This is a genomic window from Brevibacterium linens, assembly GCF_003999335.1.
Lineage (GTDB): Bacteria > Actinomycetota > Actinomycetes > Actinomycetales > Brevibacteriaceae > Brevibacterium > Brevibacterium linens.
Genome location: NZ_CP026734.1, coordinates 3,628,415 through 3,642,496, shown reverse-complemented (window position 1 = coordinate 3,642,496; position 14,082 = coordinate 3,628,415). Strand labels below are relative to the sequence as shown.

At 66.6% G+C, this 14,082-nt stretch carries 10 protein-coding genes; 7 read left to right on the top strand and 3 right to left on the bottom strand.

Translation table 11 applies throughout. The annotated features are described in order from the left end of the window. Positions 1 to 10: 10 nt before the first annotated feature. The 3 genes from CXR29_RS16425 to CXR29_RS16415 are packed head-to-tail and all read left to right on the top strand — an operon-like array spanning position 11 to position 4,686. Entirely contained in the window at positions 11 to 1,888 is a 1,878-nt protein-coding gene (locus tag CXR29_RS16425) for a sensor histidine kinase (RefSeq protein WP_127365111.1), read from the top strand. A gap of 55 nt (positions 1,889 to 1,943) precedes the next feature. Then, entirely contained in the window at positions 1,944 to 2,678 is a 735-nt protein-coding gene (locus CXR29_RS16420; RefSeq protein ID WP_101554425.1) for a response regulator, read from the top strand. A gap of 58 nt (positions 2,679 to 2,736) precedes the next feature. Then, positions 2,737 to 4,686: a penicillin-binding transpeptidase domain-containing protein gene (locus tag CXR29_RS16415; protein ID WP_127365110.1), complete on the top strand. Its 1,950-nt coding sequence runs from the start codon at positions 2,737 to 2,739 to the stop codon at positions 4,684 to 4,686. Positions 4,687 to 4,868: 182 nt separating this feature from the next. Here the strand turns inward: CXR29_RS16415 and CXR29_RS16410 are convergent, their stop codons facing one another. Then, positions 4,869 to 6,470: a succinic semialdehyde dehydrogenase gene (locus CXR29_RS16410; RefSeq protein ID WP_127365109.1), complete on the bottom strand. Its 1,602-nt coding sequence runs from the start codon at positions 6,468 to 6,470 to the stop codon at positions 4,869 to 4,871. A 49-nt stretch (positions 6,471 to 6,519) separates the two neighbouring features. Between CXR29_RS16410 and CXR29_RS16405 the strand changes: the two genes are divergently transcribed. Further along, positions 6,520 to 7,719: an amino acid deaminase/aldolase gene (locus CXR29_RS16405; RefSeq protein WP_101554422.1), complete on the top strand. Its 1,200-nt coding sequence runs from the start codon at positions 6,520 to 6,522 to the stop codon at positions 7,717 to 7,719. Further along, positions 7,716 to 9,086: a D-arabinono-1,4-lactone oxidase gene (locus tag CXR29_RS16400; protein ID WP_241241502.1), complete on the top strand. Its 1,371-nt coding sequence runs from the start codon at positions 7,716 to 7,718 to the stop codon at positions 9,084 to 9,086. The genes CXR29_RS16405 and CXR29_RS16400 overlap by 4 nt, the downstream gene beginning before the upstream one ends. Before the next feature lie 69 nt (positions 9,087 to 9,155). Here CXR29_RS16400 and CXR29_RS16395 read toward each other — a convergent pair whose 3' ends face one another. Beyond that, complete coding sequence (locus tag CXR29_RS16395; RefSeq protein ID WP_127365108.1) at positions 9,156 to 10,040, bottom strand: alpha/beta hydrolase family protein; 885 nt, start codon at positions 10,038 to 10,040, stop codon at positions 9,156 to 9,158. A 146-nt stretch (positions 10,041 to 10,186) separates the two neighbouring features. On the opposite strand from CXR29_RS16395, the gene CXR29_RS16390 reads away from it, so the two are divergent. Both CXR29_RS16390 and CXR29_RS16385 read left to right on the top strand, forming a co-directional pair. Then, positions 10,187 to 11,566 (top strand): MFS transporter, encoded by a 1,380-nt coding sequence (locus CXR29_RS16390; RefSeq protein ID WP_101554420.1) that lies wholly within the window; start codon positions 10,187 to 10,189, stop codon positions 11,564 to 11,566. Between the two features lie 167 nt (positions 11,567 to 11,733). After that, entirely contained in the window at positions 11,734 to 12,537 is an 804-nt protein-coding gene (locus CXR29_RS16385) for a transcriptional regulator (protein ID WP_127365107.1), read from the top strand. A gap of 74 nt (positions 12,538 to 12,611) precedes the next feature. Here CXR29_RS16385 and purB read toward each other — a convergent pair whose 3' ends face one another. After that, positions 12,612 to 14,045: an adenylosuccinate lyase gene (gene purB / locus CXR29_RS16380; RefSeq protein ID WP_127365106.1), complete on the bottom strand. Its 1,434-nt coding sequence runs from the start codon at positions 14,043 to 14,045 to the stop codon at positions 12,612 to 12,614. Positions 14,046 to 14,082 lie beyond the last annotated feature (37 nt).

Here is a 14,082-nt window from a genome sequence, read left to right as displayed (position 1 = left end):
AATGGTTTCCATGCCGAAGAAGAAGCGCACCGTGCTGCCGCAGGGGCCCGCCGGACCGGTGGGCCGCCTGAGTCGGTGGGTCCGCCTGTCCGCGGCCGGGCGGATCATGTTCGCGAACTCGATCATGCTCGTGGGCGTCATGGTGCTCACGACGAGTCTGCTCTACCTCCAGCTCTCCCAGCTGAACACGAAACGCGAACAGGACCTGCTGCGGTCGGCCGCGGACAACATCTCGATGTCGCTCGGCCTCGTCGGCACCGGTGAGGTCGGCCAAGACGACTACCTCGACACCGAATCCCGCGACGATGTCCAGACGCTGCTGGACAACGTCATCAGCCAATACGGCTTCGACATCGCCGCGGTCGTGCCCATCGACTTCCTGCTCACCCCGCCGACGCTCGGCTCTCCCGGACGCCAGCAGGCGCTGGAAGTGAAGACCGCCTCGGCGGATTCCGGGAAGATCCCCGAGGACTCCATCGATCAGCTGGCCCAGGCCGTCGACGGACAGGCCCTGCAGGAGGGCAAGTCGACGGTGCGCTTCATCAACGACGGAGGCCCGGCCGACGGCACCATGTACGTCGTCACCCCGGTCTACGCCGAACACGTCGGCGTCGACGGCATGAGGTCCGACACGGTCGTCGGCGCCGTCATCGTCGGCAGCTCCGCCGATTCGGTCCGCGAGGGATTCATGGCACAGGGCAAATGGCTCATCGGCATCGCCGTGCTCACCCTCATCCTCGGCATCGGCTCGTCGTGGGTGACATCGCGAGGCCTGCGCCGGGTCACCGGCGACTACGGCGCCGACGAGCTGCGCAGCATGCTCGACTTCTACTCCTCCGTGCTCACGGCGGTCTCCGAAGGTCTGCTGCTCGTCGACCGAGCCCGCGGGATCGTGCTCATCAACACCGAGGCCCGGGAACTGCTGGGCATGCCTCCCGCCGGTGACGACGCGGACCCGGGCCCCACCTCGGCGGAGGAGATGCCGCTGCGCGAACTCGACCTGCCCGAGGCGCTGCACGATCTGCTCGCGTCCGGCCGGTGGGCCCGCGACGAGATCCACTACACCGACGACCGCGTTCTCGTCGTCAATCAGCAGCCCACCGAGGCGGCCAGCGATACGTGGGTCGTGACCATGCGCGATCACACGGAGCTGGCCGAACTCTCCGGCGAGCTCGTCTCCGTGCGGTCCTTCTCCGATTCCCTGCGCGCGCAGACCCACGAATACGCGAACCGGCTGCACATGGTCGTGTCCCTGCTCGAGACCGGGCACGTCGACGAGGCCATCGACTTCGCGGCCAAGGACATCGACGATCTCAACCGGGTCGACGGGGACGGGTCGATGACCTTCGACCACCCCGTCCTCTCGGCCCTGCTGCTGTCCAAGATCTCCCAAGCCGCCGAGGCGGGCATCGAGATGACGGTGGACACCGCGGACCTCACGGGCAACCTCGGCGGAGATGATCGCGACCTCGCCACGATCCTCGGCAACCTCGTCGACAATGCCTTCGACGCTCTGAGCAGGCAGGATGTTCTGTCCGAAGACAAGAGGGTCCATGTCGAGCTCTCCGGTTCCGGCGGTCCCGGCGGATTCATGATCGAAGTCAGCGACGACGGTCCGGGCATCGATGAGGAGCACCTCGACGCGATCTTCGAACGCGGCTGGTCGACGAAGCACGACGGCGTCGAGACCGACCAGGGGCAGGGACGTCAGCAGACGGGGACCCGCGGAGTCGGGTTGTCCCTGGTCGTGCAGGCGGTCCGCCGCCTCGGGGGAGCCGTCGACGTGCAGGGCCGTGGAGAGGACTGCGACCGATTCAAGGGCGCAGTGCTCACGGTGTGGCTGCCCGACCCCGGTAGTGCAGGCCAAGTCGAACACCACTCGATGTAACGGGACTGCAACACGATCCAGGGCGCTGTCAAACAGGTGAAGATAGACTGGCGGCATGTCGGACACAACTACGCCTGAATCGAGCATCGGTGTGCTCGTCGTCGAGGACGAGGTGGTCGCCGCCCGTGCTCACGCGAAGTACATCGACCGCATCGACGGCTATCACGTCGCGGGAGTGGCGAAGAACGCCACCCAGGCGATGGCTGCTGTCACGGGGCAGATCTACGGCCTCGAGTCCTCCGGCATCCACCTCGTCCTCCTCGATATGAACCTGCCCGACGGGCACGGACTCCAGGTCTGCCGTGGCATCCGCGGTCAGCGCGTCGACGTCGACATCATCGCCGTCACCGCGGCCCGCGACATGCAGATCGTGCAGGAGGCTCTGTCCTATGGGGTCGCCCAGTACATCATCAAGCCCTTCACCTTCCCCGTCTTCAAATCCAAACTCGAGGCATATTCGTCCTTCCGCAACCGCCTCGGCGGGGATTCGAACGACGGCGAGGTCACCCAGACCGAGGTCGACAAGGCGATCTCGGCTCTGCGCACCCACACCGTGGCAGCGACTGCGAAGGGCGTGCCCGATGCGGTCCAGGCCGAGGTGAAGAAGCTGCTCAACGAGAACCCGGGTCAGTCCGCGGCCGAGTTGGCCGAAGGCCTCGGCGTCTCCCGAGTCACCGCTCGTCGCTATCTCGAATCCATGGCCGACGCCGGCATGCTCGAGCGGCGTCCCCGGTACGGTTCGGCCGGACGTCCCGTCCTCGAATACACCGTCGTCCCCGACGCAGGCTGACCGGCGGTCTCGGCTCAGCGCAATGGACATCGGACACCTCTCGGTAGAGGATGGTCCCATGTCGAAGAAGTCCCGGGTCTGGCTGGCCGTCGCACTCGTCCTCGTTCTGCTGCTCGGCGCCGGGGTCTTCGCGCTCTTCCGGCTTCCGATGACGAAGTCGTCGGCAGCCGAGGCCGCCGCCCACGACCTCGCCGAAGAGCAGCTGAACTCGGAGGTCTGGCACCAGAAGGACCTCGCTCAGAGTCTGTTCGACCGGGTCACGAAGGCATTGGGCAAGCGAGTCGACCTGCGGTCGGTCACCGTCGACGACATCACCGAGGTCGAGGGGCGAACCGTGGCCACACTCGACTGGAGCTGGGCGAACAACGACGGGGAGTCCTGGGAGTACAGTTCCCAGCTGCCCCTGGAGAAGAACGGACTCTTCTGGTGGGCGGATCTCACGGAGCAGGCCGTCCACCCGAAGCTCGGCAAGGGCGGCCGCTTCGCACTGCGCGCGAATCCGGGCGGACGCGGGAAGATCCTCGGCGCCGATGGCGAAGTGCTCATGGCAGAGGGGAAGGTCATCGACATCGGCGTCCATCCGAATCGCCTGGAGCCCGACACCATCGGCCGACTCGTCAGCGGGCTCAACGACGGCGTCGACTCCCTCGACCTCGACGCCGCTGACCTCGAGAAGTCCGTCGACGACGCCGCAGGCAATCAGCTCGTCCCCGTCGTGACCCTGCGCGAAGACGACTACAGATCGGTCAAGAGCGCCATCCACGATCTGCCGGGGGTGCTCTTTTCCGAGGACACCCAGACTCTGACCCGGTCTCGCGGGTTCGCGCAGGCCACGCTCGGTTCGGCCGGACCCGCCAGCGCCGAAGACATCGAGAACTCCGAGGGCGAGATCATCGCCGGTGACATCGTCGGCCGCACCGGCCTGCAGAAGACCTTCGATTCCCGCCTCAGCGGACCCGGCAGCGTCGAAGTCTTCGCCAAAGGCGATCCGACCGACGACAATGGCGGAAAGACGAAGCTGACGAGCCTCCACGCCTTCGAGTCGCAGGACGGTGAGGATCTCGAGACCACCCTCGACGTCGATATCCAGACCGCCGCGGACGACGCGGCGGCGGCCGCGAAGAAACCGGCCGCCGTCGTCGCGATCCGTCCCAGCGACGGCCAGGTGCTCGCCGTGGCCAACCACGACCCGGCAGGAGCGGCCTGGGACAGAGCGCTGAGTGGTCAGTACCCTCCCGGTTCCGTGTTCAAGATCGCCTCTGGTCTGGCACTCCTCGACGCCGGGGTGAAACCGGATGACGACATCGACTGTCCGAAGACCGTGAACATCGGCGGCAAGAGCTTCAAGAACGCCGAAGACGAAGTGCTCGGCACCGTCAGCTTCGCCGACGACTTCGCACACTCCTGCAACACCGCCTTCGTCTCCTCTTCGGAGAAGGTCACCGGCGACGAGGTGGCCGAGGCCGCCGCCCAGCTCGGCATGCTCGGTGACACCTCGGCCATCGGCGCGAAGATGGCCTCGGTGCCGGCCGACGATGACGAGGTCACCCACGCCGCGCAGATGATCGGTCAGGGCAAGGTGCAGGCGAGCCCGCTGGCCGTGGCGACTATGGCCGCCTCGGTGGAGGCGGGGGAGACGGTCGCCCCGCAGCTCGTCCTCGGTGAGGCGCTCGACGAGGCGAAGAGCGGCGACGGCCGTCAGGGTGCGAAGGACGGCAGCGACGGCGATGCCCCGACGCTCGACGCGGACGCGGCGAAGGAGATCTCGACGATGATGCGCAAGGTCGTCACCGAGGGCACTGCGACTGCGCTCAAGGACGTTCCCGGCGACCCCGTCCACGGCAAGACCGGAACGGCCGAATACGGCGAGGAGACCCCGCCGCGCACACATTCGTGGTTCGCCGGGTTCCAGGGAGATCTGGCCGTGGCCGTCCTCGTCGAAGACGGCGGATTCGGCGCCGAGGCGGCCGTACCGGTGGCGCACGAATTCTTCGATTCCGTCAGCTGAGTCCCACTGCTCAGCTGTCAACTGAGCCTTGCCCGACGCCGCAGGGCTCCTCCTGCGGCCGGCCCGGGCAGGAGAATAGGTCGCAATGGGACAATCGGTCCGAAACATAGGTCACCATCGGATACTTTTCGGCGCCAGAAGTATCCGGTGGTGACCTATATTCGCCGGTGAAGGCCGCCGCCCTATCTCATGCGCAGAGACCGCATCACCTGAAGCGCGCCGGTCATGGCCTTCGCGAACGTCTTCTGATCGAGAGGACCGGCCGGTGCGATCGGGTGGAGGCGCTGCTGCGCGATCGTGTGCGAGTGCATGAATTGGTAGAGGCCCTCGGGTCCGTGCCGGTGGCCCATCCCCGAGGCCTTGACTCCTCCGGCCGGAGCGTCGATGGACCCCCAGCTGGCCGGGTAGACCTCATTGACGTTGACCATTCCGGCCTCGACCTCCCGCGCGATCTCACGCCCGTGGGAACGGGAGTACACAGAAGCCGAGAGTCCGTAGTCGCTGTCATTGGCCGCAGCGATCGCCGCGGCGTCCGACGGCACCGGATAGACGGAGACGACGGGGCCGAAGGTCTCCTCGCGATGCAGCTCCGCCGTGGCGGGAACATCCGTGAGCACGGTCGGGGCGTAGAAATAGGGGCCGAGATCGGGCACCGGGTGCCCGCCGGCGAGCACCGTGGCACCGGCGCTGCGGGCCTGTTCGACATGAGCCGTGATCGTCTCGAGCTGCTTCGGTCCCGCCAGGGTGCCCATGTCCGGGCCGTACTCGAACTCCGCGCTGAGACGGTGGGCGCGGGCCGCCTCGGCGAAATGGGCGCAGAAGGTCTCATAGAGGTCTTCGTGGACGTAGATGCGCTCGATCGAGATGCACAGCTGCCCGGCCGATGAGAACGATCCGCGCACGGCGCCCTCGACGGCCTTCTCCAGATCCGCATCGGCGGCCACGATCAGCGGATTCTTGCCCCCGAGCTCGAGCGCGGCCGGGAGCAGACGCTGCCCCGCCTCGGCGGCGATCGACCGTCCCGCGACCGTCGACCCGGTGAACGAGATTCCGTCGGCACCGGCCATGAGTGCAGGTCCGACCTCGGAGGACGGGCCGGGCACGAGCTGCCACACCTCGGCGGGCAGACCGGCGGCGATGGCCAGCCTGCGCATGAACACCGAGGTCAGCGTCGTCGTCGAATCGGGTTTGTGGACGACGGCGTTGCCGGCGGTCAGGGCCGCGAACAGGTCGGTCGCACCCAAGGTCAGCGGGTAGTTCCACGGTGTGATGAACCCGATCACGCCCAGCGGGGTGCGCGTGACCTCGGTGCGGGTGAGCACGGGGATCGCCCCGCGGCGACGTTCGGGACGCAGATACCGGGCGGCCATCACCCCGTAGTGGCGGAGCACATTGAAGGTATCGAGGATCTCGTCATAGGCGTGGATGCGGGCCTTGCCGGTCTCGTACTGGATGATGTCGAGGAGCAGATCCTCATTCCGGACCAGAGCGGCATGCAGTCGAGTGAGCACCTTCGCCCGGTGCTGAACCGACTGGGCGGCCCATGCTTCGCCTGCGATGCGGGCCGTGGCGTAGGCGGCCTCGATGTCGTCGGGAGTGTTCCGGGCGAACCGGTCGACCTCCTGGCCGGTGAACGGTTCGACGCCGCGCATCACCTCGCCCGAACCGGAGGCATCGGCATACGGATCGGTGTCGAGGAAGTCCCGCAGTGCCGCGGTGACATGCGCGGACGCGGTCTGCGCGGTGCCTGCTTCGGAGGTGCGGGCGCTGGTCTCTGTTCTCATCGGCTTCCTAACCATGTGACGTAGGTCATCGCAGGCTAGACTACCGAATATGGTTTCGAGTGGACTCCGGCGTGCGCTGAAAGGGACCTGTGCACCCACCGCCGTCGTCGATCTCGACGCCTTCGACGAGAACCTCGATGCCCTGGCTCAGCGCGCTCGCGGACTGCCGATCCGGCTGGCCACGAAGTCCCTGCGTGTGCCCGCGGCCATCGACCGAGCGCTCGCCCATCCCGCCTATTCCGGCGTGCTCGCCTTCTCCGTTCCCGAGGCGCTGTCCCTCCATGCCCGCGGTGTCCGCGACATCGTCATCGGCTATCCCAGCCTCGACCGGCCGGCCCTGACCCGGATGGTCGCCGAGGCGGGAGCGCGGTCGAACATCACCGTGATGATCGACTCCGTGGACCACCTCGACATCATCGACGACGTCCGCAGATCCCTCGCCGAGGCGGGCGCCGCCTCGGTGCGGGTGTGCATCGACGTCGACTCCTCCTTTCGCCCGGCCGAATCCTGGTTGGGCGACCGCGTCCATATCGGGGCCAGGCGCTCACCGATTCGGGATGGGCGAGCGGCCGTCGCGCTCGCCCGCCAGGTCGCGGCCCGGCCCGGGTTCGACCTCGTCGGGATGATGTTCTACGAGGGGCAGATCGCTGGCACCGCCGACGCCGGACGAACAGCTCGGCAGGCGATCGTGCGGCTCATGCAGAGAGCCTCGATCGCCGAACTCGCCGAACGACGAGCCGCCGTCATCGCCGCCGTCAGAGAGGTCGCCGACCTCGAATTCGTCAACGGCGGGGGAACCGGCTCGTTCGAATCCAGCTCCGTCGAAGGCACTCTGACCGAACTCGCCGCCGGATCCGGCCTCTTCTCCCCGGGACTCTTCGACGGCTATACGCACTTCCGGCACCGGCCCGCCGCATACTTCGTCACTCCCGTCGTGCGCAGGCCCGGGCCCGGCTGGGTGACGGTCTTCAAGGGCGGATTCATCGCCTCGGGAGTCCCCGGCCCCGACCGTCTGCCGACGATCGCCTGGCCGCCGGGCCTCGAATACTCCGGCCTCGAGGGGCCCGGAGAGGTGCAGACGCCACTGACCGGGCCCGGCACGGACTCGCTGCGCATCGGCGACCTCGTGTGGTTCCGGCACGCGAAGGCCGGTGAGCTGGCCGAACATTTCAACGACTTCCAGATCGTGTCTCAGGGCCGCATCCGCGATGCCTGGACAACCTATCGAGGAGAGGGGCTCGTGCTGTGAGAGACGTGCAGCCGCGACGAGGCGACCGGTCCGGTCGGCAGAGATTCCGGAACTGGGCCGGTCACGTCCATGCACATCCGCACACATTCTCACGTCCCACCTCGACGGAGGAGCTATCGGGCATCGTCACGGCCGCTGCGGCGGCGGGGGACCGTCTGCGGGTCGTCGGGGCCGGGCATTCGTTCACCCCGGTTGCCGCCGGCGACGATGTCATGGTCAACCTCGACGGACTCTCCGGCATCATCGCCGTCGACGAGGAGCGCAAGCGGGTGCGCTTCGCCGCCGGCACCCGGCTGCGGGACATTCCCGCCCTGCTCGCACCCTACGGTCTGGCCCTGGAGAATCAGGGCGACGTCAATCCGCAGGCCCTGGCGGGTGCGATCTCGACGAGCACGCACGGCACCGGAATCGGCTTCACCGGGTTCGCCGGAACCGTCACCGGGCTGAGCCTGATGGGCCCCGACGGGCAGGTGCGGGAGCTGTCGGCGGAGTCGGAACCGGAGGTCTTCGACCTTGCACGGGTCAGCCTCGGCGTTCTCGGTATCATCACCGAAGTCGAACTCCAGTGCGTGCCGGGCTTCGACCTCATCGCCGAGGAGAAGGTCGCCGGATTCGACGAGCTCCTCGACGGGCTGACCGAGAGGATGCGCGGGGCCGACCATTTCGAGTTCTACTGGTTCCCGCACACCGATTCGGTGCTGACGAAGACGAACACCCGGGTGGAACCGGGGCAGGCCGGGCCGGGCCACCTCGCCGAGGCGGGGGTGCGCAACCGGTGGCTCAACCTCCTCGACAAAGAGGTGGTGGAGAACGGAGCGCTCCGGTTGGCCGTCGAGCTCGGGGCGAAGGTCCCGGGCGTGGTACCCTCGATCAATCGCGTCGCCCAGTCCGTCGTGGCAGACCGGACGTACCGGGCACCGGGCCACGATGTGTTCGTCACCCCACGGCGGGTGCGGTTCAACGAGATGGAGTACGCCCTGCCCTTCGACTCCGGACCCGAGGCGATCCGGGAGATCCGAGGCGCCATCGAGGCCAAGGGGTGGGCGATCTCATTCCCCCTCGAGGTCAGGTGCGCCGCCGCCGATGATGTGCCGCTGTCGACGGCGACGGGGCGGGAGACGATGTACATCGCCGTCCACCGCTTCATCAAGGAGGACTTCGCCGAGTACTTTCGCGTCGTCGAAGAGATCGTCTGCCGGCACGGTGGCCGACCGCACTGGGGCAAGATCCACACCCGCACGGCCGCCGACCTGAACGAGTTCTATCCGCGATTCGCGGACTTCTGCGAGCTGCGGGCCCGTCTGGATCCGGCGGCCATGTTCGGCAACCGCTTCACCGACTCGCTGTTCGGTCTCAGCCGCAGCTGAGGGCGCAGCGTCAGTCGAGAAGTGGTCGCAAACGGATAATTCTGGGCGCGGAAAGTCTCCGATGGTGACCTATTCTTCGGCTGCTCTCATCTCGAGCCAGTCGAGGATCTCCGGCCAGGCGTCTGCGGCGACGGATCGGCGCATGAGACCGTGATGGCCGATGCTCGTCGCGTCGAGTTCTGTCGGGTCGACAGTGCGACGGGTCACCGGGGCCAGTCGCAGGCGGTCGGTGAGCGCATCGATGAAGGCATCTGTCGCCCACGGATCGTCGGAGGTGCCGACGGCGAGAACAGGTGTGCGCAGTCGGGCGGCGCGTGCCTCGGCGTCGAAACTCGGGTCGTCGAAGAAGAAGTGGGGGCGGCGCAGCCAGTTTGTCCACTCGTAGAGGGCGGCGGCGGGGATGTCCTCGCCGAGTCCGACTCGGCTGCCGGGCATAAACCCGCACACTCGTGTGGCCACCCTGCCGAAGACTCCGAGGCCGACTTCCACTCGCCAGCGCTCGCTGCGGGGCGCGATGCTGCGGGCCGCCACCATCGCTGTGGCGATTGTGACGATTCCGGACAGCCGCTGACCGCCGCTGCCCAGGAGCAGAGCGTGCCCGCCGAGGCTGTGGCCCAACGCCGTATGCGGCAGATCAGGGAACCTCTCCTCCGCCCAGGCGCCCGCGGCCGCCACATCCTCGCAGATCCAGTCGCGCATGCGGATGTGCCGATGGGCGCGAGCCGCCCTCCGGTCACCGACACCGCGGAAGCCGTAGGTGACCACGGCGAACCCACGGGCAGCCGCCGCCTCGGCGAAGGAGAAGTAGAAGCGTTCGGGAGTCGCGGTGGCCGGGTGGATCGTCAGCACCGCGTGCGGGTCGGCTGCGGGGAGGAAGAGATCTCCTACGAGATCGCTGGAACCGGACCGGCTCGACACCGGGATGCGCACGTCCTGCTTGAGAAGTGAGTCCATATCTTTCAGGGTAATCACCACTGCCCCAATATGCTACCAGTCAGTAATATAATTCCGGTTGGCGTCGACTGCCGACATGTGCGGCGCAATCACTGCCGACATCCTCGGCGGTATCCCATGTCCGAACGTGCTGGTACGCTCGGGGAATGACAGCGTCGGATCGGAATCATCCCGCATCACACGCCCACGCAGGCAGTCGAGAGCGGGAGAGAGGCCGGCGCAGGTCGATGTTCGTCGCCGCCTTCGGCACCGTCGTCGAATGGTACGACTTCTCGATCTTCTTCTATGTCGCCACGACCCTGACCAAGGAATTCTTCGGCGACCAGACGGATTCGCTGCTGCTGACCCTCGGAGTCGGTGCGGCGGGATTCCTCTTCCGGCCCTTGGGCGCGATGGTCTTCGGTCACCTCGGTGATCGGATCGGACGTCGTTCGACGCTCATCATCTCCGCGGTCCTCATGGCGATCTCCATGCTCGGGATCGCGGTGATCCCGAACTACGACACGATCGGCATCTGGGCCGGCGTCCTCATGGTCGCCCTGCGCTGCCTGTCCGGATTCTCCGTCGGTGCCGAGTACACCGGCATCATGGTCTTCCTCATGGAATCGGCGGGACCGGGAAAGCGCGGATTGGCTGCCAGCTGGGCCGCGGCCAACAGCGAGGTCGGCGCGCTTCTGGCCGTGGGATCCGGTGCCCTGCTGGCGAATACGCTCTCTCCCGAGGCGATGGATTCCTGGGGCTGGCGGCTGCTGTTCGTCCTCGGCGCCGTGCTTGCCATCATCATGGTTCCGCTTCGATCGATGATGGAGGAGACCGAGACCTTCAAACGGCTGCAGCAGGCGGAGAAGGACAACAAAGGCAAGAAGGACGTCGGTCTCGAACGCTCCCCGCTCATCACCGCGATCCTCGAGCAGCCGCGGGCGATCCTCGTCGCCTTCCTCATCTCGTCGATCGGCTCGGTCAGCTACTTCCTCAACATCACCTATGTGCCCACCTACATCGAAGAGGTGGCGAAGGTCCCGAACTCCGGTTCCCTGGCACTGGGCACGGTTGCGGCTGTCGTCGCCATCGTCGTCACCCCGTTCTTCGGCCTCGCCTCGGACAAGTTCGGGCGCAAACCTGCCCTGGCGGCACTCATGGTCGTCTTCGTCTTCACGACGATTCCCGCGTATGTGCTGCTGTCCAATCAGTCCGCAGGCATCGCGATCGCAGGATCGGCGTTCCTCGCGATCCCGGCGGCCGGGTGGAGCGCGGTGGCGGCCGCCATGGTCCCCGAGCAGTTCACCGGCACGAGCCGCTTCTCCGGTATGGCGATCGGCTACAACGTCGCCACCGTCCTGTTCGGCGGGCTCTCACCGCTCATCGCCACGGCACTCATGTCGTCGACGGGCATCACGCTGGCGCCGGCGATCTACGCCACCGTCGTCATCATCGTCGCCGGAGTCCCGACCCTCATCCTCGCCCGCAGCATGGGCAAGAAGACCCTCGCCGAGGTGGACGCGGACAGGCATCTCGTGCCCGCTTGAGGACGTGGCCGGGGTGGCTGTTCGGGGGCTGCGGCGAATCGGTGACAGACGTTGCCGTTCTGCCACACGCTGCGCACATCTCGGCCGTGGCGAGCTCATAGGTTGGTTTCAGAACACGCATTCGGGCGACCTGCTTCCGAGTGCGAGAGACCGATCAAGGAGTCATCATGAAACGCATGAAGCGCGCCACCTTCACCTCGGCGGCCCTGCTCAGCTGCACCCTCGCCTTCTCGGGCTGCTCGCTCATCAGCCAGGCCGTCCAGCCCGAGCAGGGCCAGACCGGCCAGCAGTCGAACGCCGACGGTCAGGACCAGAATGGTCAGGACCAGAACGGCGGTCAGGACCAGAATGGTCAGGATCAGAATGGGCAGGAGCCGAGTGCTGACCAGAACGGTCAGGGCCAGACCGGCGGTCAGGACCCGAGTTCGGACCAGTCAGCCTCGAACTCCTCGTCATCGTCGACCTCGTCCGCCGACGGGTCCACCGGTTCGGATTCGGGGTCGTCGTCCGGGAGTCAGGGCCAGGTCAGCATCGGTGAAAGCTTCGAGGACCCGGAGATGCAGGACAAGGTCGAGGTGCTCTCGGCGGTGCGGAACTTCGATTCGTCCAGGAGAGCCTCGGCGATCGAGCTCGGGGGCGAAGTCGTCCTCCTCGAAGTCAAGATCACCCCGGGACAGAAATACAGCGGACTCATCCAGTCGGGAGCGTTCAAGATCTCCGAAGGAGGAGGTGCGGACTTCCGCTACGACCAGACCGACGGCCTCGAAGCCGAGATGCGAGCCGCCGGATTCGAGCCCTTCGAAGATGTGTCGCGCCGCGACGGCGGAACACATCAGGGCTGGCTCGCCTATGTTCCGAAAGAGAAGCAGGACACTTACACGATCCGCTACGAACGCGGCGCCGGCAAGGTGATGGGAACCGACGAGAAGGTCCCCGAGTTCACGACGACCTTCGACATCCCCGCCGGCTGAGCCTGCCGTCTGAGCATCGAGGCCGGTCTCGCGAATTCGCAAGACCGGCCTCGACGAGTCGTCAGCGTCGGGGATCAGCCCTCGCTGACGGCCTTCCAGTCCGTGACCTCGGACTCAGCCAGCTGAGCCGCGACACCGGTGTAGGTGGCAGGCGTCAGTGCCTTGAGCAGTTCGGCGCGCTCCTCGGGCAGCCCGAGACCGTCGACGAACGTCTGCAGATCGGCCTGGTCGATGCGCTTGCCGCGAGTGAGTTCCTTGAGCGTTTCGTACGGGTTGTTCATTCCCGGCACGCCCTGCAGCCCGGCGGCACGCATGACCGACTGGACGGCTTCACCGAGGACTTCCCAGTTGCCGTCGAGGTCGGCGGCCAGCGCCTCCTCGTTGATGGCGAGGGCGCCGAGGCCCTTGACCAGGTTGTTGAGCGCGAGAACCGAGTGACCGAATGCGACACCGATGTTGCGCTGTGAGGTCGAGTCGGTGAGGTCGCGCTGCATCCGCGAGGTGACCAGCGTCGAGCCCAGGGAATCGAGAAGAGCACAGGAGAGTTCGAGGTTGGCTTCGGCGTTCTCGAACCGGATCGGGTTGACCTTGTGCGGCATCGTCGACGAACCGGTCGCACCGGCGACGGGGATCTGCTTGAAGTAGTTCATCGAGATGTAGGTCCACATATCGGTGGCCAGATTGTGGGCGATCCGATTGAACCGCGCGAGATCGGCGAACAGTTCGGCGTTCCAGTCGTGGGACTCGATCTGAGTGGTCAGAGGGTTGAAGGTCAGCCCGAGACGGTCTTCGACGAAGGTGCGGGCGATCTGCGGCCAGTCGGCTCCCGGCACGGCCGCCAGATGCGCCGAATAGGTGCCCGTGGCGCCGTTGATCTTGCCGAGGAACTCCGTAGCGGCGATGCGTTCGTACTGGCGGCGGAGGCGGTGGACGAAGACCGCGAGTTCCTTGCCCATCGTCGTCGGGGTGGCCGGCTGACCATGGGTGTGGGCGAGCATCGGAACCTCGGCGAGCTGACCGGCGGACTCGGCGAGAGCGTCGATGAGGGTCTTGGCCCGCGGCAGCCACACCTGTTCGGTGGCACCCTTGATGCCGAGCGCCCAGGAGAGGTTGTTGATGTCCTCGGACGTGCAGCAGAAGTGGACGAGCTCGCCGAGATCCTCGGCGCCGATCGTCACTAGGGCTTCTTTGATTGTGTATTCGACAGCCTTGACGTCATGGACGGTGACGGCTTCATGAGCGGCCAGTGTGGCGATGGTGTCGGCGTCGAAATCGGCGGCGAAGGCGCGCAGTCCGTCGACCTCGTCGGGGGTGAGGGTGCGTACACCCTCGATCACCGAGTTCTGTGCGAGGTGGATGAACCATTCGATCTCCACCGTGATGCGATTGCGGTTGAGAGCCGCCTCGGAGAGGTGATCGACGAGGTCAGCGGTGTCTTTGCGATAGCGACCATCAAGCGGTCCGAGAGCGATGGCGGGCGAGATTTCGGCAAGGGAAACAGTCGGCATGCCCTCATTTTCTCATGAGCGGCGAATCGGGCCGGCA